Source organism: Achromobacter arsenitoxydans SY8, from assembly GCF_000236785.1.
Classification (GTDB): domain Bacteria; phylum Pseudomonadota; class Gammaproteobacteria; order Burkholderiales; family Burkholderiaceae_B; genus Achromobacter; species Achromobacter arsenitoxydans.
The window spans coordinates 16,544-34,763 of record NZ_AGUF01000060.1 but is presented as its reverse complement, the minus strand read 5'-3'; the positions used below and the strand labels follow the sequence as shown (position 1 = coordinate 34,763).

Annotated in this window: 18 protein-coding genes; 16 read left to right on the top strand and 2 right to left on the bottom strand. The window is 67.4% G+C overall.

Annotated elements, in window-relative coordinates; genetic code table 11:
* Positions 1 to 21 precede the first annotated feature (21 nt).
* The 14 genes from ampC to KYC_RS19460 all read left to right on the top strand — a co-directional run bounded on the left by ampC (position 22) and on the right by KYC_RS19460 (position 13,895).
* Positions 22 to 1,185, top strand: a complete 1,164-nt coding sequence (gene ampC, locus KYC_RS19525) for a class C beta-lactamase (RefSeq protein ID WP_081478069.1) — start codon at positions 22 to 24, stop codon at positions 1,183 to 1,185.
* Positions 1,186 to 1,347: 162 nt separating this feature from the next.
* A complete protein-coding gene (locus tag KYC_RS19520) occupies positions 1,348 to 2,622 on the top strand; it encodes a Zn-dependent hydrolase (RefSeq protein WP_008165538.1) in 1,275 nt (424 codons plus the stop codon).
* A gap of 257 nt (positions 2,623 to 2,879) precedes the next feature.
* Complete coding sequence (locus KYC_RS19515) at positions 2,880 to 4,547, top strand: ABC transporter substrate-binding protein (RefSeq protein WP_008165537.1); 1,668 nt, start codon at positions 2,880 to 2,882, stop codon at positions 4,545 to 4,547.
* 99 nt (positions 4,548 to 4,646) lie between these two features.
* Complete coding sequence (locus KYC_RS19510; protein ID WP_008165536.1) at positions 4,647 to 5,600, top strand: ABC transporter permease; 954 nt, start codon at positions 4,647 to 4,649, stop codon at positions 5,598 to 5,600.
* 4 nt (positions 5,601 to 5,604) lie between these two features.
* Entirely contained in the window at positions 5,605 to 6,501 is an 897-nt protein-coding gene (locus tag KYC_RS19505) for an ABC transporter permease (RefSeq protein WP_008165535.1), read from the top strand.
* Positions 6,498 to 7,553 carry an ABC transporter ATP-binding protein gene (locus KYC_RS19500; RefSeq protein WP_008165534.1) on the top strand — a complete coding sequence of 352 codons (1,056 nt, stop codon included), beginning with the start codon at positions 6,498 to 6,500 and terminating at the stop codon, positions 7,551 to 7,553. The genes KYC_RS19505 and KYC_RS19500 overlap by 4 nt, the downstream gene beginning before the upstream one ends.
* Positions 7,550 to 8,542, top strand: coding sequence for an ABC transporter ATP-binding protein (locus tag KYC_RS19495; protein WP_008165533.1), 993 nt, complete (start codon positions 7,550 to 7,552; stop codon positions 8,540 to 8,542). The genes KYC_RS19500 and KYC_RS19495 overlap by 4 nt, the downstream gene beginning before the upstream one ends.
* Before the next feature lie 85 nt (positions 8,543 to 8,627).
* Positions 8,628 to 8,918 (top strand): hypothetical protein, encoded by a 291-nt coding sequence (locus tag KYC_RS19490; RefSeq protein WP_043518954.1) that lies wholly within the window; start codon positions 8,628 to 8,630, stop codon positions 8,916 to 8,918.
* A 4-nt stretch (positions 8,919 to 8,922) separates the two neighbouring features.
* Complete coding sequence (locus KYC_RS19485) at positions 8,923 to 9,534, top strand: DUF6036 family nucleotidyltransferase (protein ID WP_008165530.1); 612 nt, start codon at positions 8,923 to 8,925, stop codon at positions 9,532 to 9,534.
* 183 nt (positions 9,535 to 9,717) lie between these two features.
* Positions 9,718 to 10,563, top strand: a complete 846-nt coding sequence (locus KYC_RS19480) for a DUF2242 domain-containing protein (protein ID WP_008165529.1) — start codon at positions 9,718 to 9,720, stop codon at positions 10,561 to 10,563.
* 102 nt (positions 10,564 to 10,665) lie between these two features.
* Positions 10,666 to 11,091 carry a CopD family protein gene (locus KYC_RS19475; protein WP_238531965.1) on the top strand — a complete coding sequence of 142 codons (426 nt, stop codon included), beginning with the start codon at positions 10,666 to 10,668 and terminating at the stop codon, positions 11,089 to 11,091.
* A 298-nt stretch (positions 11,092 to 11,389) separates the two neighbouring features.
* Positions 11,390 to 12,151, top strand: a complete 762-nt coding sequence (locus KYC_RS19470) for a MetQ/NlpA family ABC transporter substrate-binding protein (RefSeq protein ID WP_238531967.1) — start codon at positions 11,390 to 11,392, stop codon at positions 12,149 to 12,151.
* 3 nt (positions 12,152 to 12,154) lie between these two features.
* Positions 12,155 to 13,258, top strand: coding sequence for a methionine ABC transporter ATP-binding protein (locus tag KYC_RS19465; RefSeq protein ID WP_043518953.1), 1,104 nt, complete (start codon positions 12,155 to 12,157; stop codon positions 13,256 to 13,258).
* Positions 13,239 to 13,895 (top strand): methionine ABC transporter permease, encoded by a 657-nt coding sequence (locus KYC_RS19460; protein WP_008165525.1) that lies wholly within the window; start codon positions 13,239 to 13,241, stop codon positions 13,893 to 13,895. Before KYC_RS19465 ends, KYC_RS19460 begins: the two co-directional genes overlap by 20 nt.
* A gap of 80 nt (positions 13,896 to 13,975) precedes the next feature.
* On the opposite strand, the gene KYC_RS19455 is transcribed toward KYC_RS19460, so the two are convergent.
* The gene (locus KYC_RS19455) at positions 13,976 to 15,028 is read right to left on the bottom strand and encodes a MerC domain-containing protein (protein WP_238531964.1); all 1,053 of its coding nucleotides are present in this window, start codon (positions 15,026 to 15,028) and stop codon (positions 13,976 to 13,978) included.
* A gap of 142 nt (positions 15,029 to 15,170) precedes the next feature.
* Between KYC_RS19455 and KYC_RS19450 the strand changes: the two genes are divergently transcribed.
* Positions 15,171 to 16,361: a trans-sulfuration enzyme family protein gene (locus KYC_RS19450; protein WP_008165523.1), complete on the top strand. Its 1,191-nt coding sequence runs from the start codon at positions 15,171 to 15,173 to the stop codon at positions 16,359 to 16,361.
* 4 nt (positions 16,362 to 16,365) lie between these two features.
* Here KYC_RS19450 and KYC_RS19445 read toward each other — a convergent pair whose 3' ends face one another.
* Entirely contained in the window at positions 16,366 to 16,821 is a 456-nt protein-coding gene (locus tag KYC_RS19445; RefSeq protein WP_008165522.1) for a hypothetical protein, read from the bottom strand.
* 189 nt (positions 16,822 to 17,010) lie between these two features.
* On the opposite strand from KYC_RS19445, the gene ppk2 reads away from it, so the two are divergent.
* Entirely contained in the window at positions 17,011 to 18,216 is a 1,206-nt protein-coding gene (ppk2, locus tag KYC_RS19440; RefSeq protein WP_008165521.1) for a polyphosphate kinase 2, read from the top strand.
* Positions 18,217 to 18,220: the final 4 nt, after the last annotated feature.

Genomic DNA, 18,220 nt, shown 5'->3' with positions numbered 1-18,220 from the left:
CCGATACATCAAGGACACACCATGCACATTCGACGAAGGCTCTGCGCGAGCCTGCTTTTCACCGGCATGTTCGCCGGCGCGACCGGCGCCGCCTTCGCGCGTTCCGAACTGCCGTATATCGACAGCGTCGTGAACGAAGCGGCCCGCGAGGTCATGCGCGAGCACGACATCGCCGGGCTGGCGATCGCCATCACGCACCAGGGCAGGCAGCGCTTCTACACCTACGGCGTGGAATCGCTGCAGACGCGGCGGGCGGTCACGCGGGACACGCTGTTCGAACTCGGATCCATCAGCAAGACCTTTACGGCCACACTGGCGGCCTATGCCCAGGCCAAGGGCCTGCTGGCGCTGACCGACAGCCCGGCCCGGTTCCTGCCCGAACTGGCCGGCAGCGAATTCGCGAAGCTGACGCTGTTGAACCTGGCCACGCACACCACCGGCGGCTTTCCGCTGCAGGTTCCGGACAGCGTGCGCAACGACGCGGAGCTGATGGCCTACCTGAAGGCGTGGCAGCCCGAGCACCCGCCGGGCACGCAGCGCAGCTACGCCAATCCCGGCATCGGAATGCTGGGCGTGGTCGCCGCCGCGAGCATGAAGCAGCCCTTCACGCAGGCGATGGAAAAAGAGCTGTTTCCGAAGCTGGGGCTGTCCAGCACGTACATCGACGTGCCCGCGGCCAAGGCATCGCGCTACGCGCAGGGCTACAACAAGCAGGGTGCGCCCGTGCGCCTGAACCCCGGCGTGCTTGCGGCCGAAGCCTATGGCGCGAAGTCCAGCGCGCGCGACATGCTGCGCTACGTCGAGGCCAGCATGGACATGGACGTGCTGGACAAGGACATCCGGCGCGCCATCGCCGATACGCACGTGGGCTACTACCAGGTGGGCGGGATGACGCAGGACATGGTCTGGGAGCAGGTTCCGTATCCGGTGAAGCTGGACACGCTGCTGGCGGCCAATGCCGGCACGCTCTTCAGCCAGAGCCATGCGGTCACAGCCCTGACGCCGCCGCTGGCGCCGCAGGCCGACGCATGGATCAACAAGACGGGCACCACCAACGGGTTCGGCGCGTATGTGGCGTTCGTGCCGGCGCGCAAGATGGGGATCGTCATCCTGGCCAATCGCAACTATCCGAACGAGGCGCGGGTCAGGCTGGCGGCGCGGCTGCTGGCCGAGCTGGACAAATAGGCGGACGGGGGCAGGGCGGGGCGCCTGTACAGACGCGTCCGGTGGACCTGTACAGTGAGCCGGACGCGGTGCAAGCCGCCATTGCGCGGCGCTGGTACACAGCACAGAATCGTGCGCACGCCTGGCCGCGGCGCCGCGGCCGTTCCCTTACCAGGAGTTCACATGAGCCTTGCCCCCGCTTCCGAAACCTTGGCCGACCTGCGCGTCGACGGTGCGCGTCTGTGGCAGTCCCTGATGGATCTTGCCCGCATCGGCGGCACCGAAAAAGGCGGCGTGTGCCGTCTTGCGCTGACCGACCTGGACCGCCAGGGCCGGGACCTGTTCGTGAGCTGGGTGGAAGACGCCGGCTGTGAGGTCCGGGTGGACGCCATCGGCAATATCTTTGCCCGGCGGCCGGGGCGCAACAACGCGTTGCCGGCCGTGATGACCGGCAGCCACATCGACACCCAGCCCACGGGCGGCAAGTTCGACGGCAACTACGGCGTGCTGGCGGGCCTGGAAGTGCTGCGCACCCTGAACGACGCGGATGTGCAGACCGAGGCGCCGCTGGAATTGGCGGTATGGACCAACGAAGAGGGCTCGCGCTTCGTGCCTGTGATGATGGGGTCGGGCGTCTACGCGGGCGCGTTCACGCTGGCGCATGCCCTGGACCAGCAGGACCGCGAAGGGGTGAGCGTGCGCGACGCGCTGGCCGCCATCGGCTACGACGGCAAAGAGGCCGTGCCGCCTGCGCGTCCGGACGGCGTGGGCGCGTACTTCGAGGCCCATATCGAACAGGGTCCGGTGCTGGAGGCTGCGGATACGGTCATCGGCGTGGTGACGGGCGCCCTGGGCCAGCGCTGGTATGACGTGGTGCTGACGGGCGTGGAGGCGCATGCCGGCCCGACCCCGATGCCGCTGCGGCGCGATGCCCTGCTGGCCGCGTCCGATCTGGTGCGGGCCGTGAACGACATCGCGCTGGCGCACGCGCCCGACGCGCGCGGGACCGTTGGCTGGATGGATGTGTTCCCCAATTCGCGCAACGTGATTCCGGGACGCGTGCGCATGACGGTGGACCTGCGCGCGGCGGATGACGCCACGCTGACGGCGATGGATGCCGCCCTGCGCGCGGCGGCGGACGCGGCGGCGCAAGCCGGGGGCGTGACCGTGCAGGTGGAGCAGGTTGTGTATTTCGCGCCGCAGCCGTTCGCGCCCGGTCTGGTGCAGGCGGTGCGCGAGGGCGCGCGCGACCTGTCGCTGTCGGCGATGAACGTGGTCAGCGGCGCCGGGCACGACGCGGTCTATCTGGCGCGCGTGGCGCCGACCGCCATGATCTTCGTGCCGTGCAAGGACGGCATCAGCCACAACGAGATCGAGGACGCCCGTCCCGATCACCTGGAAGCGGGATGCAATGTCCTGCTGCGCGCCATGCTGGCGCAGGCGGGCATCGCCCGCTGAAGCCGTGCTGCACCAGCGCGGCGCATGCTGCGCCGCTTTGGTGCCAGCGCCGGCCACGCCCGCCGTTCTGGTATTCCCTGCCTCCTTGTCTGCCTTGCCTCGGGACGCTTTGCCGCGTTCCCGATTGGCATGGATATTGCTTACACAAATTTTGTGTACTAACTCTGTGCACTTGCGACGCGCCTTCGCGGGGACGCGCAAGTCCAGGGTTGGTTTCCTCCCCGGCTTTACCCCATGCAAGACATTGGAGAACCACAATGCAGACACGGAGTATCCGCATCAAAACCCTGGCCGCCGCCATCGCGCTGGCAGCCGCGGGCGCAGGGGCCGTCGCGCCCGGCGCGGCGCACGCAGAAAAGGTGTTGCGCATCGCCATGACGGCGGGGGACATTCCCCGCACCCTGGGCCAGCCCGACCAGGGCTTCGAGGGCAACCGCTTCACCGGCATCCCGATGTACGACGGCCTGACGCAATGGGACCTTTCCAAGAAGGACGAGGCCAGCGTGCTGATCCCCGCCCTGGCGGTGTCATGGGAGGTGGACGGCGCGGACAAGACCAAGTGGGTGTTCAAGCTGCGCCCGGGCGTGAAGTTCCATGACGGGTCGGCCTTCAATGCCGATGCGGTGGTGTGGAACGTCGGCAAGGTCCTGGACAAGAGCGCGCCGCAGTTCGACGCGAGCCAGGTCGGCGTGACGGCCTCGCGCATGCCGACGCTGAAGTCGGCCAGGAAGATCGACGATCTGACGGTGGAGCTGACGACGTCCGAGCCGGATTCGTTCCTGCCCATCAACCTGACCAATCTGTACATGGCGTCGCCCGCGCAGTGGAACAAGAAGCTGGCCGAGGTGCCGGCGTCGGTGACCGACCCGGCCGAGCGCTCGCAGAAGGCCTGGGCCGCGTTCGCGGCGGACGCTTCGGGCACCGGCCCCTTCAAGATGTCGAAGTTCGTGCCGCGCGAACGCCTGGAAGTCGTCAAGTACGACGCGTACTGGGATGAAAAGCGCCGCCCGAAGATCGACCGCGTGGTGATGCTGCCGCTGCCGGAGGCCAATTCGCGCACGGCGGCGCTGATGTCGGGCCAGGTCGACTGGATCGAGGCGCCGGCCCCGGACGCGTTCGAGGCTATCAAGAGCCGCGGCTTTGTCATCTATTCCAATGAGCAGCCGCACGTGTGGCCGTGGCAGCTCTCGTTCAAGGAAGGCTCGCCCTGGCTGGACCAGCGCGTGCGCCAGGCCGCCAACCTGTGCGTGAACCGCGGCGAACTCAAGCAGTTGCTGGGCGGCATGATGGGCGAGCCCAAGGGCACGGTGCCTCCCGGCCATCCGTGGTGGGGCGATCCCAAGTTCGCCATCAAGTACGACCCGGACGCGGCGCGCAAGCTGATGGCCGACGCGGGCTATTCCAAGGCCAAACCGGTGAAGGTGAAGGTGCAGACGTCCGCGTCCGGCTCCGGCCAGATGCAGCCCCTGCCCATGAACGAGTTCGTGCAGCAGAACCTGAAGGACTGCTACTTCGACGTGAGCTTCGACGTGGTCGAGTGGAACACCCTGTTCACCAACTGGCGCAAGGGCGCGAAAGACCCGTCCGCTAACGGCAGCGACGCCATCAACGTCAGCTTCGCCGCCATGGACCCGTTCTTCGCCATCGTGCGCTTCGTCAGCACCAAGACCTTCCCGCCCGCGTCCAACAACTGGGGCTACTTCGGCAACGCCGAAATCGACGGCCTGATCAAGGACGCCCGCACCACCTTCACGCCCGCCGAACGCGACGCCGCCCTGGCCAAGCTGCACGCGCGCGTGGTGGAAGAGGCGCCGTTCGTCTGGATCGCGCACGACGTGGGTCCGCGCGCCATCTCGCCGAAGGTCAAGGGCGTGGTGCAGCCCAAGAGCTGGTTCATCGACATCGCCACGATGTCTATGGACTGATCTTGAACGCGCCGGAGGCCTCCGTGCGAGGCGTCCGGCGCTTTTCGGGGCCCGCGCGTGGCTCCTTCCGCGGTCTACGGACCCTAGCCGGTGACGCCTATGCTGTCCTATATCTTCCGGCGCGTGGTGTACGCCCTGCCCATCATGGTGGGGGTCGCGCTGCTCTGTTTCCTGCTGATTCACCTGGCGCCCGGCGATCCGCTGGTGTCCATCCTGCCGCCCGACGCGTCTGCCGACCTGCAGCGCCAGCTCATGCAGCTCTACGGCTTTGACCGTCCGCTGTTTGAGCAATTCGCGGGCTGGTTGTGGCGTGCGCTGCATGGCGACTTGGGTACGTCGATCGCCAGCGGCCGGCCCGTCGCCGCCGAAGTGTTCAACGCCGTGGGCAACACGCTGCGGCTGGCCTGTCTGGCGACGCTGCTGGGCTTTGTCGTGGGCGCCTTTCTGGGATTCGTGGGCGGCTATTACCGCAATTCGCCGATGGACCGGGCGGCGTCGCTGGTGTCCGTCGTCGGCGTGAGCGTGCCGCACTACTGGCTGGGCATGGTGCTGGTCATCATTTTCTCGACGCAGCTGATGTGGCTGCCGCCAACCGGCGCGGGGCCGGGCGGTTCGGGCGAATGGGTGGCCGACTGGGCGCATTTCCGCCACATGATCCTGCCGGCGGTCACCATGTCCGTGATCCCGATGGGCATCATCGCCCGCACCGTGCGCGCGCTGGTGGCCGAGACCCTGTCGCAGGAGTTCGTGGTGGGCCTGCGCGCGCGCGGCCTGAACGACCTGGGCGTGTTCCTGCACGTAGTGAAAAACTGTGCGCCCACGGCGCTGGCCGTGATGGGACTGCAGCTAGGCTATCTGCTGGGCGGCTCCATCCTCATCGAGACCGTGTTCTCGTGGCCAGGAACGGGCTTTTTGCTCAACGCGGCCATCTTCCAGCGCGACCTGCCGCTGCTGCAGGGAACGATTCTTGTGCTGGCGCTGTTCTTCGTGGTCCTGAACCTGGTGGTCGACATCCTGCAAGGCCTGTTCGACCCGCGCATCGAAAGGAACTGAGATCATGACCGAATCCGTTGCAAGCCTGGCCGCGCCTGCGCCCCAGGCCCCCGTGGCAAGGTCCCCGGGCTACTGGTCCAACGTGCTGCGCCGGCTGCGTTGCGACCCGGTGGCGCTGGCGGCAGGCGCCGTTATCCTGGCGCTGATCGTCATGGCGATCCTGGCGCCGTGGATCACGCCGGCCGACCCCTTCCAGGCCTCCATGCTCAAGCGCCTGCGGCCCATCGGCACTGAAGGCTATCCGCTGGGCGCGGACGAGCTGGGACGCGACATGCTGTCGCGCCTGATGCTGGGCGCACGCCTGTCGCTGTTCATGGGCATCGTGCCGGTCATCGCCGCCTTCGTGGTGGGCAGCGCCATCGGCATTCTGGCGGGCTACGCGGGCGGCTGGACCAACACCATCATCATGCGGGTGGTGGATGTGTTCTACGCGTTCCCGTCGGTGCTGCTGGCCATCGCGCTGTCGGGCACGCTGGGCGCGGGCATCTTCAACGCAATCCTGTCGCTCACCATCGTCTTCATCCCGCAGATCGTGCGCGTGGCCGAAAGCGTCACCACGCAGGTGCGGCGCAGCGACTACGTGGACGCGGCAAGGGCGTCCGGCGCGCGGCCGCTGACCATCGTGCGGGCGCATGTGCTATCCAACGTGCTGGGCCCTATCTTTGTGTATTCGACCAGCCTCATTTCGGTGTCGATGATTCTGGCTTCCGGGCTGTCGTTCCTGGGACTGGGCGTGCGGCCGCCGGAGCCCGAGTGGGGCCTGATGCTGAACACCCTGCGCACCGCGATCTACACGCAGCCCTGGGTGGCGGCGCTGCCGGGCGTGATGATTTTCATCACCTCCATGTCCTTCAACCTGCTGTCCGACGGGCTGCGCTCCGCCATGGAGGTCAAGGAATGAACGACGTCACGGAAATCCGTCGTCCCGGGCACGAAGACCTGGGCGGACCGGCCCAGCCGCTGTTGAGCGTGCGCGGCCTGGTCAAGCACTTTCCCCTGAAGCGCGATCCGCTGTCGCGGCGGCAGGGCGGCAACGCGGTGCGCGCCGTCGACGGCGTGGACTTCGACGTAAAAAAAGGCGAAACCCTGGGCGTGGTGGGCGAGTCTGGCTGCGGCAAGTCCACGACGGCGCGGCTGGTGATGCAGCTTATCGGCCAGGACCGCGGCGAACTGGTCTTTGACGGCGTCGCCGTCGGCTCGCGCGCGCTGGCCCTGCGCGAGTTCCGCCGCCAGACGCAGATGGTGTTCCAGGACAGCTATTCGTCGCTCAATCCCCGCATGACCATCGAGGATTCCATCGCGTTCGGGCCGCGGGTGCACGGCAGCCCGGCGCGCGAGGCCATCGCGGCGGCGCGCGGGCTCCTGGGCCGCGTGGGGCTGGACGCGCAGCGCTTCGCCGGCCGCTATCCGCACGAGCTGTCCGGCGGCCAGCGCCAGCGCGTCAACATCGCGCGCGCGCTGGCGCTGAACCCGCGGCTGGTCATCCTGGACGAAGCCGTGTCCGCGCTGGACAAGTCCGTCGAGGCGCAGGTCCTGAACCTGCTGCTGGACCTGAAGGACGATTTCGGCCTGACCTACATGTTCATCAGCCACGATCTGAACGTGGTGCGCTACATCTCGGACCGCGTCATGGTTATGTACCTGGGCCAGGTGGTCGAACTGGGGCCGGTGGACCAGGTGTTCGACGCGCCGCGCCATCCCTACACGCAGGCGCTGCTGCGGTCCATGCCGTCGATGGAACCCGGCGTGCGCACCGAGTCCGCGCCGCTGTCTGGCGATCCGCCCAATCCCATTGATCCGCCCGCGGGCTGCCGCTTCCATACGCGCTGTGCCCAGGCGCGGGCGGCGTGCGCTCGGGAAGCGCCGGCCATGACGCAGCGCGACGGCCACGCCGTGCGCTGCCTGATCCATCAACCCGAATCCGGCTATGCCGCCTCTGGAGCCCTGTCATGACGGCCGCGACGCAACCCCTGGTCAGCATCCGCAACCTGGAAGTCGCCTTTCAGGCGGGCGCCAAGACCGTGCAGGCGCTCAGCGGCGTGAGCCTGGACGTGGGACGCGGCGAGGCCGTGGCGCTGATCGGCGAATCCGGCTCCGGCAAGAGCGTCACCCTGCGCGCTCTGATGCGGCTGCATCCGCCGCGCCGTACCCGCATGCGTGGCGAGATGCTGGTGGACGGCCGCGACGTGCTGGGCATGAATCCGCGCGAACTGGCCGCGCTGCGCGGACCGGTGGTGTCCATGGTGTTTCAGGAGCCGCTGCTGGCGCTGGATCCCGTGTACACGGTGGGCCGGCAGATCGAGGAAATGGTGCGCCGGCACACCGGCAAGAGCGCCGCCGAGGCGCGCGCGCAGGCGCTGTCGCTGTTCGAGCGGGTGCGCATTCCCAGCCCCGAACGGCGGCTGCAGGCGTATCCGCACGAAATGTCCGGCGGCATGCGCCAGCGCGCGATGATCGCGCTGGCCCTGTCGTGCTCGCCCAAGGTGCTGCTGGCCGATGAACCCACCACGGCGCTGGACGCCACCGTGCAGATCCAGATCCTGCTGCTGTTGCGCGAATTGCAGCGCGAGTTGGGGCTGTCCATCGTCTTTGTCACGCACGATATCGGCGCGGCCGCCGAAATCGCCGACCGCGTGGCGGTCATGTACGGCGGGCGGATCGTGGAGCAGGGCGCACTCGTCGACCTGCTGCGGGCGCCGCGTCATCCGTACACCCAGGCCTTGCTCAAGGGCCGGGCTCACGGCGCCATGCAGAAAGGCCAGCGCCTGGAAACCATCCCGGGTTCGCCGCCCGACCTGGCCGCCTTGCCGCCCGGCTGCTCATTCGCGCCGCGCTGCGGCCACGCCCAGCCGCGGTGCCGGGAGGCCGTTCCCGACATCGTGCCAGTTGCGCGGGGGCACGAGGTGCGCTGCGTTCTGGTGGAACGGGCGGTGGCGGCTTGATGGCATGGCGGTGCGCTTCGCGCTTGTTTCGGGGTACATTCCTTGAAGCGAAACCGACAGCACTCCGCCACAAAGGGCGAAGGCCATGACAGCACGAGAACTTGAAACCGCGTTGCTCGCCCGTTGCGCCCTGGCGGCGCGGGAAGCGCAATCGAGCGCCCTGGATCAGCGCGAAGCCAATGTCTTCCGGCTGGCGGCGATGGTTGTCCAATCCCGATTTCCGCGCGAAGCCAAGCGTTTGATGGGGGCAAGCGAGCGCTATTTTTCCACCCACCCCGATGAACGGCTGCCTCCGGCGGACGTCGTGAAAAGTGGCTGGATCTTCAGTTTGCCGCGCCTGCGCGACATGTTGAGCAGCCAGTTGGAGGCGCGCTGAAGTCATGGCGGGACAGCAACTGTTTCATACTCACACGGCGTTGGCCGAGGGCTTGCGCGATCTGCTTCGCCAGCTGGAACAGCGGCTTTCGCTGTCGCGCGCGGTCAATGTCTACCTGGCAGGCGGCATGGCCGTGCACCTGTATACCGCCAGTCGGGTAACAACTGATGTCGATGCAGAATTTGGGGGCCGCATATTTCTACCCAATGACCTGATGGTGGAGGTGACCCTCGAGGATGGTTCGCCGCAGGTTATCTATTTCGATACCAATTACAACTCCACTTTTGCGTTGATGCACGAGGACTATCAGGAAGATTCCATACCCGTTGATCTGGGCGCGGGCTATCTCCGGCTGCGAGTCCTTTCCCCGGTCGACCTCGCGGTCAGCAAGGTTTCGCGTCTGGCAGATAACGACAAAGAAGACATTGCGGCGCTGGTTCGGCTTGGCTTGACCTCGGCAGATGAAATCGAGCGGCGTGCGCAGAGTGCGCTGGGCGGATATGTAGGGGGGCAGGCCATGCTGCTACTGAATCTGCGCGATGCGCTTGCCGTAGCGCGGCGTGCCGAGTTCGAGCGCGTCAAGACCGGTGCCGGCACAAAGGATCAGGGCGCCTGAAGACAAGCTAAACGGCACAGTGAGGCCAGCCGTGTGCGATACGTTGGGCGGCGTTTGGGACAAGCGCCGCCAGGACGCCGAACCCCAAAACTGTTTCAACCTATCACCGTCAAAACCCGTCCCCAATAAACCTTCCTTTTTCTTGGCCGATAATGCAGGTCGTTGCCCAAAGCCGGACCTGTCATGCCCTGCATTACCCGCCGTATCGCTTTTCCCCTGCTTGCCACGCTGGCGGCCGTTCTGGCCGGATGCTCGTCGCCCAAGCCCGCCTATGAAAGAGAGGACTTCGCGCAGAGCGACACGTTCTCGCGCAGCTTTCCCGCCGCCAGCAACGCGGCCTGCGACGCCGGGCGGCGCGCCTTGCTCAGCCAGGGCTACAACATCGACAAGTTCGATGCGTCGCGCGTGACCGGGCACAAGAATTTCCAGGGCGAGGACGGGCAGCACACGCAGATCAGCTTCAATATCGAATGCGCGTCGGACGCCAGCTCGAATGAGCGCGCGACCGTGTTCGCCAATGCCGTGCAGGACCGCTATTCGATCAAGCGCACCGGCAACTCCGCCAGCGTGGGCGTGAGCGTGCTGGGGCAGGTTTCCATGCCTTTCGGCGGCAGCGACGATTCGCTGGTGAAGACGGGCAGCCAAACCGTGACCCGGCCCAAGTTCTATGACGGCTTCTTCCAGCTGCTGCAGCGCTACCTGCCCGATGCGCAGGCTGCCGCCGCGCCGCATGAACCGGCGCCCGCGCGCGGCAAGAGCGCCGCACCCAAGGCGCCGCCCGTGCCGGCGGATCCGGTGGTCGCGCCCAACGCGCCCGCAGACACGCTGAATCCTGCGGCGGCGGGCGGCGACAAGCCTGCGCCGGCCGCTAGCGGCGAATCGGGAACGGGCGCCGCTACCGGCTCCGCGAACCCTGCACCGGCGGCAACGGCGGACAAACCCGCTGCGCCCCAGGACAAGCCTGCGGCGACGCCGGCCCCTGCCGCCGCAGAGTCCGCCGCACCTGCCGCGCCGCAAGCCGGCAACTGACGCAGGCGGCGCCAAGCCGAACGCCGGGGAGTTTGCCGTAGCGCAAATCGCCGGCGTCGGTCCGTCGCGCCAGGCCATGCGCGACCGGCGATAATGCCGGCCATGACCTACCAATTCCTGAAAATGGCCCACGTCGCGGCCGCCGTGGCCTGGCTCGTGGGCTCGCTGTTCGTCTCCCTGTTTCTCCTGACCTCGCAGCCGCAGGATGGCGACGATGCGCCCAAGGAGCGCAAGATGCTCCATGCGCTGCGCCGCTGGACCCTGTTCGTCACCACGCCCGCCATGGTCGTCACCTGGCTTATCGGCCTGCACCTGGCCATGACGTTCGGCTGGTTCGCCATGGGCTGGATCTGGATCAAGGTGGCCTGCGCGCTCGGCCTGTCCGCCTTGCTGGGCATGCAGAGCGCATCGCTGCGGCGCATGGCCGGCGGCAGCGCCCGCCGTCCGCCGATGGTGGACCTGTATGCGCCGTTCACTGTGCTGGCGGCCGCGGCCATCGTGACGCTCGTGGTGGTCAAGCCGTTCTAGCGTGGCGCATTCTGCCGCGCGCCGCACGCTACGGGACGCGGCATATGCCGCGCCGCCATATCCAAAGATGCCTGTAATAACGACTCAACCAACTATTCGTTCGCGCGCATAAGTCCCGTCCCTAGAATCGTCTCTCTCATAACTGCGTTGACTTAGAGGCGATTCCATCATGACTATCCGTATTCCTGCCGCCGGGACGTCCGGGGATCCAAGCGTTGCGCGCGGCGCGCGCCAGTCGCGCACGGCTTGGGCGCCGGTTCTCAAGCGCCTGCTGGGCGCGGTGCTGGCGTCGGCCGCCATGTTCCATGGCCCGGCGTTCTCGGCCGATCCGAAGCCGCTCAAGGTTGGCGTGCGCGGGGGCGTGGACGAGCAGATCTGGGAAGTGGTGACCCAGGTGGCCAAAAAGAATGGCCTGGCCGTCGAGCCCGTGGTGATCACCGGCACCGCCAGCCCCAACGAGGCGCTGAACAACGGCGACCTGGAGGCCAATGCCTTCCAGCACATTCCCTTCCTTAACGACCAGATCAAGCAGCGCGGCTACAAGCTGGTGCCGGTGGCCAATACGCTGATCTCGCCGATCGCGTTCTATTCGAAGAAGTACAAGTCGCTCAAGGACCTGCCGGAAGGCGCCAAGGTGGGCATTCCCAACGATCCCAGCAACCAGACCCGCGCGCTGGTGATCCTGCGCGACCATGGCCTGATCACGCTGAAGGACGGCTTCGACCCCGCCACGGGCACCGCCACGCTGGCCGACGTGACGTCCAACCCCAAGAAGCTCAACTTCGTGGAGAGCGCTTCGGTGGTGCTGGCCCGGTCGCTGCCGGACGTGGACACCGCGGCCATCGTCAACAGCTTCGCCTACCAGGTCGGGCTGATCGCTACGCGCGACGGCATCGCTGTGGAGAAGAAGGAAAACAATCCCTACGTCAACATCATCGCGGTGCGCGAGAAGGACAAGGACGCGCCCTGGGTGCCCGCGCTGGTCAAGGCGTACCACTCCGAGGAAGTGCGCCAGTTCATCCTGAGCAAGTACGAAGGCTCCGTCATCCCCGTCTTCTAGGCCATGATGCAACGCGAGCTTTCCATTCCGGGCGGCGGCCTTGCGCCGGCGTCCGCGGCCCCGGACGCGCACATTGTTTTCGAGGGGCTGCAGAAGCAGTACCAGGGCCCCGCCGGCCCCGTCGCCGCCCTGTCCGACGTGTCGTTCCCGGTCGCGCGCGGCGAGGTCTTCGGCATCATCGGACGCAGCGGCGCGGGCAAGTCCACGCTGCTGCGCTCGATCAACATGCTGGAGCGCCCCAGCGCGGGCCGCGTGCTGGTGGACGGCGTGGACGTGGGCGGGCTGGACGAGAACGCGCTGGTGGGCCTGCGCCGCCGCATCGGCATGATCTTCCAGCACTTCAACCTGCTGTCCGCGAAGACGGTTGCTGAGAACGTCGCATTGCCGCTGCGCGTGGCGGGCGTGAAGCCGGCCGCCGCGCGTGCGCGGGTGGAGGCGCTGCTGGACATGGTGGGGCTGCGCGACAAGGCGGACGTGTATCCGTCGAAACTGTCAGGCGGCCAGAAGCAGCGCGTGGGCATCGCGCGTGCGCTGGTCCATGAACCCGAAATCCTGTTGTGCGACGAAGCCACGTCTGCGCTGGACCCCGAGACCACGCAATCCATCCTGGCGCTGCTGCGCGACATCAACCGCAAACTTGGGCTGACAGTGGTGCTGATCACGCACGACATGGCGGTGATCCGCGAAGTCTGCCACCGAGTGCTGGTGCTGGACGCCGGCCGCAAGGTGGAACTGGGCGAGGTCTGGCGCGTGTTCGGCAACCCCCAGGCGGACGCCACGCGCGCGCTGCTGCGGCCCCTGCAGCATGACCTGCCGGCGGATCTGGCCGCCCGGCTGGTGCCGGACCTGTACGGCCGTCCCGGCGTCGCCGTGCTGCGCCTGCAATTCACCGGGCAAGGACGCCCGGACGGAGTTTCGCTGCAGGCGCTGGCGGCCGTGGGGCCGGGCGCGACCTTGCTGCACGGCGGGCTGGACCGGTTGCGCGGCCATGCGCAAGGCAGCCTGCTGGTGTCGGTGCCGGCGGACGTCCTGCAGGAAGAGGCCGCGCGCGCCGCGCTGGTGGCCGATCAGATAAAGGTGCTGGGTTATGTCGTTGCCGATGCTTGATAAGTACCTGCAGGCCTTCCTGCAGACCCTCACGATGGTGGGCATTTCCGCGGTCATAGCGATCGTGTCCGGACTGGCGCTGGCGGTGGTGCTGACGGTGACCGCGCCCGGAAACCTGTATCCCAGGCCGCGCCTGAACAAGGCGCTGTCCGTCACGGTGAACACCTTCCGCGCCATCCCGTTCATCATCCTGCTGGTGGCGATGCTGCCGTTCACACGCTTGCTGGTGGGCACGACGCTGGGCACCTGGGCGGCGATCGTGCCGCTGTCCGCCAACCTGATCCCTTTTTTCGCGCGCATCGCGCAGGTCAGCCTGAACGACGTGGACCACGGCCTGGTGGAAGCTGCCCGCGCCATGGGCTGCCGGCGCTGGCACATCGTGCGCCACGTGCTGCTGCCCGAGGCCTTGCCGGGCATCATCGGCGGCATGACCGTCAGCGTGATCGCCATGATCAATGCGTCGGCAATGGCCGGCGCGGTGGGGGCGGGCGGACTGGGCGACCTGGCCATCCGCTACGGCTACGAACGCTACGAGACCCGCGTCATGTTCGAGGTGATCGTTATCCTGATCGCGCTGGTGTCGATCGTGCAGTTCACCGGCGAATGGCTGTCGCGCCGGGCCGACCACAAGCGTTAGGCGGGGCGGGCTGCAGCGTGGACAGGCAACGGGCGATGCGCGGCGCAAATGGAGGTTCAGCGGGAGGTTCGGCGGGCGGTTCAGCGCAGCGGCGCCTGTGGCACCGCTGCCAGCGATTGCACGCCCAGTTGCTCCTGTTCGCCGACCATCCGGCTGACGGACTCCTGGTGCTGGCGGAAGCGGCGCAGGTCGCCGTCGCGGCCGAACATCAGCTCGTTCTTGTCCGCGTACCAGTACTGCCGATTGTCGTCCAGCAATGTGATCATCTGGCCGAATTCGCGCAGGATCTGCGATTCCAGATCCCACAGGCGGGTCAGCTTGGCGTTGCTGGCCGCATTGGACGTCTGCAGCGCGGCCAGGATCTTGTCCTTTTCGGCGTCGGCGATGGTCAGCGAGCGCACCAGCGCCGGCATGCCGTTCAGCACGTCCAGGCTTTGGCGGCGGTAACCGGGCACAAGCCGTTCGGCCTGCTCCAGGATGAGCCGGCTTTCGATCAGGCCGGTGTCGCGCGCCAGCCGCCTGGCGTCGAACAGCCGCGGCAGGCCGATTTCCTGCAGTTCCTGCAGATAGGCGCGGTGCTGCGCCAGACGCGCGCCGGCCACGGTCTTCATGACGCGTTCCATTTCCCCGTAGGGCCCCGACGCCCGGGGCGCGGGGTCGATGGCAGGCACGTCCTCTGGCGCGCCGCTGCCGCCGGCAGCCTGCTGGCGCAGCGTGTCGATGGCCTTGCGGATCTCGGCGTTGGCGATGTCGCGCTGGCGGTTGTCGTCGTTGTGTTCGGCGAAGGGCGGCACGACGGCGGCCAGCAGGAACACGCCCAGGCCCAGCATCACGCGGGCGCGGTTGCGGGGCGTCCTGAAGCGGCGCCACAGCGAAAAGAAGGCAAGCGCGGCGAACACGATGAGGCCCAGGATCACCGCGTAGCCCAGCGCAAGCATGGCGACGGCCTGCAGTCCCTCCGGGCCTCTGCTGAAGACGCTCCAGGCCAGGATCGCGGCATAGACCACGGCGGTGGCCGCCTTGAGCGCCCAGCCGGGCTGGGGCGGCGGCGCGGCGGGTCCGCGCATATCCGAAGGCGCTGCGGCCGCGGGTGTGCCGGCCAGGGGCGACGCGGGCTCTTGCGGGTCAGTCATGGCGCGCCAGGAAAACGGGGGAAGTGGCTTTCGAATGTAAAGACTCGCCCGCGCCCCGTCAATGCCGCGCCGCAAAGGCCCACCACGATTTCAAGGCAAGGGCGATCGCGCCCTCGCGTCCATCCATGACAGGAGTTTCAACATGTCCGACACCCGGCAACACGGTTTCGCTACGCGCGCCATTCACCTGGGTTACGACCCGCTGGATGAGCAGGGCGCGCTGTCGCCGCCGCTCTACCTGACCTCCACGTACACGCAGGACAGCATCGAAGCCTTCGACCAGATCCGCCTGGGAGAAAAGCAGGGCTACGTCTACGGCCGCACGCGCAATCCCACGCAGGCCCTGCTGGAGGAACGCCTGGCGTCGCTGGAAGGGGCCGAGGCAGGTGTCGTGACGGCGTCGGGCATGGCGGCCATATCGGCCACGCTGTTCTCGCTGCTGCGCAGCGGCGATGAAATCGTCGTCGACCAGATCGTCTACGGCACCGCTTTCACGCTGTTCACGCAGGGGCTGGAACGCTTTGGCGTGCGCGCCGTATTCGCCGATTTCACGCGGCCGCAGTCGGTGGCCGCCGCCATCGGCCCCAGGACGCGCGCGGTCTACTTCGAGACACCCGCAAATCCGAACCTGCGCCTGGTCGACATCGCGGCGGTGTCCGCCATTGCGCGCGGGAAGGGGCTGCTCACCATCGTCGACAACACCTTCGCCACGCCGGTGCTGCAGCGCCCGCTGGAGCATGGCGCCGACATCGTGCTGCACTCGGCCACCAAGTACCTCGGCGGCCATGGCGACCTGCTGGCCGGCGCCGTGCTGGGCCGCAAAGAACACATCGACGCGATCCGCCTGCAGGGGCTGCGCTATTTCACCGGCGCCACCTTGTCGCCGTTCACCGCATTCCTGGTGCTGCGCGGGATCAAGACGCTGGAGCTGCGCGTGCAGCGCCACAGCGAATCCGCGCTGAAGGTGGCCAAGCTGCTGCGCGAGCATCCGGCGGTGGCCGACGTGTTCTACCCGGGCCTTGCCGGGACCGCGGGCGCGGATATCGCGCTGCGCCAGCAGGCGGCGGGTGGCGGCCTGGTGGCCTTTGAATTGAAAGGCGGCCTGGCCGCGGGCAGGACGCTGCTCAACAGCCTGAAGCTGGCGCGCATCGCGGTCAGCCTGGGTGATCCGGAAACGCTGATCCAGCATCCGGCGTCGATGACGCACGCCAGTTACTCGGCCGAGGACCGCGAGCGCTATGGCCTGTCCGAAGGGCTGCTGCGCCTGTCGGTGGGCCTGGAAACGCCCGAGGACATCCTGGCGGACCTCAAGCAGGGCCTGGACCGGGTGTAGCGCGTTAGGCCGGCGGCGGTGGGCTGCCGGCGCGCCGCCAGCCCACCCATTCGCCTTCGGCCTGGTCATGGCGCCGGCCCCGCGCGGCTGCGGCCAGTCCCGCCCGCAGCATGTCCAGGTCCAGGCCAGGCAAGTTGCGCAGCAGGGCGGGCGGCAGATGGTCGATATCCAGCACGGACGCGTCGAAATCCATCGTCATCAATCCGCCGCCGTCGGACGGAACCCGCACGAACCACAGGCTTTCCATGTAGTCGCCCGCCCACGGATCGGGGTAGAGGGCCTGCGTGTAGCGAAATCCGAATTCATGAATCTCGCTCCACGGCCAGAACTCCCGCAGGCCCATGGCGCGCGCCAGTTCGCCGGTGCGCGTGAAACCGGCATCGTCGAAGCCCACCGTTTCCCGCAAGGGATCCTCGGGCGCCGGCGGTCCGGCGAGCAGCCGCTTGAAGAATGACCACATGGTTTCTAAAGAGGGAGACAAAGGCCCAGTGTAATGGGGTCAGGTCAGTGTAAAAATGTTACAACCGTTGATTCTCATCAATCTGGCGCGCCCTGGCGCAAGTTAGGGTAGTCGTTTTTGCCTGACGGGTCGCCGGCGACTGGCCGGCAGACGCGGACCTGGCGAACCAGCGCAGCAAGGATAGGATCCATGACAGACAAGACATCGCAAGCCACCGAACAAGACGTTGCCGCCACGCCCGCAAAGCGGGCCACGGGCGCCGCCAAGCGCACGGCTGTCGCGCGTCGCGCTCCGGCCCGGAAGGCCGCACAGGCCGCTCCGCTTGCTGCCGTCCAGCCCGTCGCCGAACCCGTCGCCACGGCTGCAGCCGAGCCCTTCGTCGAACCCGCGGCCGAGATCCGCAAGCGCGTGGTGGCGCGCCAGGACGCGGCCCGGCAGGAGACTGCGGCAGTGTTGTCCGATATCGCGCGCCGCTACAAGGTGGGCGCGCCCGGCGAGGCGCACGAGGCCTTGCGTTGCGTCATCGACGAACTGTCTCCGGACGATGCGCAAGCCGTGCATCGCGCGCTGCTCGAGGCCAACACGCAGTCGGCGCGCATTCGCCGCAATCCCGACGATGAGCTGGCGGTGGACTGGCGCGAGGGCATCTACCCGTACCGCCATCGCATGCTGCGCCGGAACTACGAAAAGCAGAAGTACAAGCTGCAGGTCGAATTGCTGAAGCTGCAGGCCTGGGTCAAGGCGACGGGCCAGCGCGTGGTCATCCTGTTCGAGGGCCGCGACGCGGCGGGCAAGGGCGGCACCATCAAGCGCATGATGGAACACCTGAACCCGCGCGGCGCGCGCGTGGTCGCGCTGGAAAAGCCGTCGGACACGGAAAAGGGCCAGTGGTACTTCCAGCGTTACGTGCAGCACCTGCCCACCGCCGGCGAAATCGTCATGTTCGACCGCTCCTGGTACAACCGCGCGGGCGTCGAGCGCGTCATGGGCTTCTGCTCGCAGGATGAGTACCTGGCCTTTCTGCGCCAGACGCCCGATTTCGAACGCCACCTGGTCACCAGCGGCATTATCCTGATCAAGCTGTGGTTCTCTGTCAGCCAGGAAGAACAGCGCCGCCGTTTCCTGCAGCGCAAGGTGCATCCGCTCAAGCAATGGAAGCTGAGCCCGGTGGACCTGGCGTCGCTGGACAAATGGGACGATTACACCCGCGCCAAGGAAGCCATGTTCGCGCACACCGATACCGCGGACGCGCCCTGGATCGTCGTGAAGTCAGACTGCAAGAAGCGCGCGCGGCTCAACGCCATGCGCTACGTGCTCAGCCGCATCCCGTATGAAGGCAAGAGCGACGATGCGCAGATGGCGCTGGATTCGCTGATCGTGGGACGCGCGCTGTAGGCGT

What these genes read in the sequence shown, in the direction of transcription:
- ampC (WP_081478069.1), top strand. Translation starts at nt 22, where the DNA reads ATGCACATTCGACGAAGGCTCTGCGCGAGCCTGCTTTTCACCGGCATG.
- KYC_RS19520 (WP_008165538.1), top strand. Translation starts at nt 1,348, where the DNA reads ATGAGCCTTGCCCCCGCTTCCGAAACCTTGGCCGACCTGCGCGTCGAC.
- KYC_RS19515 (WP_008165537.1), top strand. Translation starts at nt 2,880, where the DNA reads ATGCAGACACGGAGTATCCGCATCAAAACCCTGGCCGCCGCCATCGCG.
- KYC_RS19510 (WP_008165536.1), top strand. Translation starts at nt 4,647, where the DNA reads ATGCTGTCCTATATCTTCCGGCGCGTGGTGTACGCCCTGCCCATCATG.
- KYC_RS19505 (WP_008165535.1), top strand. Translation starts at nt 5,605, where the DNA reads ATGACCGAATCCGTTGCAAGCCTGGCCGCGCCTGCGCCCCAGGCCCCC.
- KYC_RS19500 (WP_008165534.1), top strand. Translation starts at nt 6,498, where the DNA reads ATGAACGACGTCACGGAAATCCGTCGTCCCGGGCACGAAGACCTGGGC.
- KYC_RS19495 (WP_008165533.1), top strand. Translation starts at nt 7,550, where the DNA reads ATGACGGCCGCGACGCAACCCCTGGTCAGCATCCGCAACCTGGAAGTC.
- KYC_RS19490 (WP_043518954.1), top strand. Translation starts at nt 8,628, where the DNA reads ATGACAGCACGAGAACTTGAAACCGCGTTGCTCGCCCGTTGCGCCCTG.
- KYC_RS19485 (WP_008165530.1), top strand. Translation starts at nt 8,923, where the DNA reads ATGGCGGGACAGCAACTGTTTCATACTCACACGGCGTTGGCCGAGGGC.
- KYC_RS19480 (WP_008165529.1), top strand. Translation starts at nt 9,718, where the DNA reads ATGCCCTGCATTACCCGCCGTATCGCTTTTCCCCTGCTTGCCACGCTG.
- KYC_RS19475 (WP_238531965.1), top strand. Translation starts at nt 10,666, where the DNA reads ATGACCTACCAATTCCTGAAAATGGCCCACGTCGCGGCCGCCGTGGCC.
- KYC_RS19470 (WP_238531967.1), top strand. Translation starts at nt 11,390, where the DNA reads ATGTTCCATGGCCCGGCGTTCTCGGCCGATCCGAAGCCGCTCAAGGTT.
- KYC_RS19465 (WP_043518953.1), top strand. Translation starts at nt 12,155, where the DNA reads ATGATGCAACGCGAGCTTTCCATTCCGGGCGGCGGCCTTGCGCCGGCG.
- KYC_RS19460 (WP_008165525.1), top strand. Translation starts at nt 13,239, where the DNA reads ATGTCGTTGCCGATGCTTGATAAGTACCTGCAGGCCTTCCTGCAGACC.
- KYC_RS19455 (WP_238531964.1), bottom strand. Translation starts at nt 15,028, where the DNA reads ATGACTGACCCGCAAGAGCCCGCGTCGCCCCTGGCCGGCACACCCGCG.
- KYC_RS19450 (WP_008165523.1), top strand. Translation starts at nt 15,171, where the DNA reads ATGTCCGACACCCGGCAACACGGTTTCGCTACGCGCGCCATTCACCTG.
- KYC_RS19445 (WP_008165522.1), bottom strand. Translation starts at nt 16,821, where the DNA reads ATGTGGTCATTCTTCAAGCGGCTGCTCGCCGGACCGCCGGCGCCCGAG.
- ppk2 (WP_008165521.1), top strand. Translation starts at nt 17,011, where the DNA reads ATGACAGACAAGACATCGCAAGCCACCGAACAAGACGTTGCCGCCACG.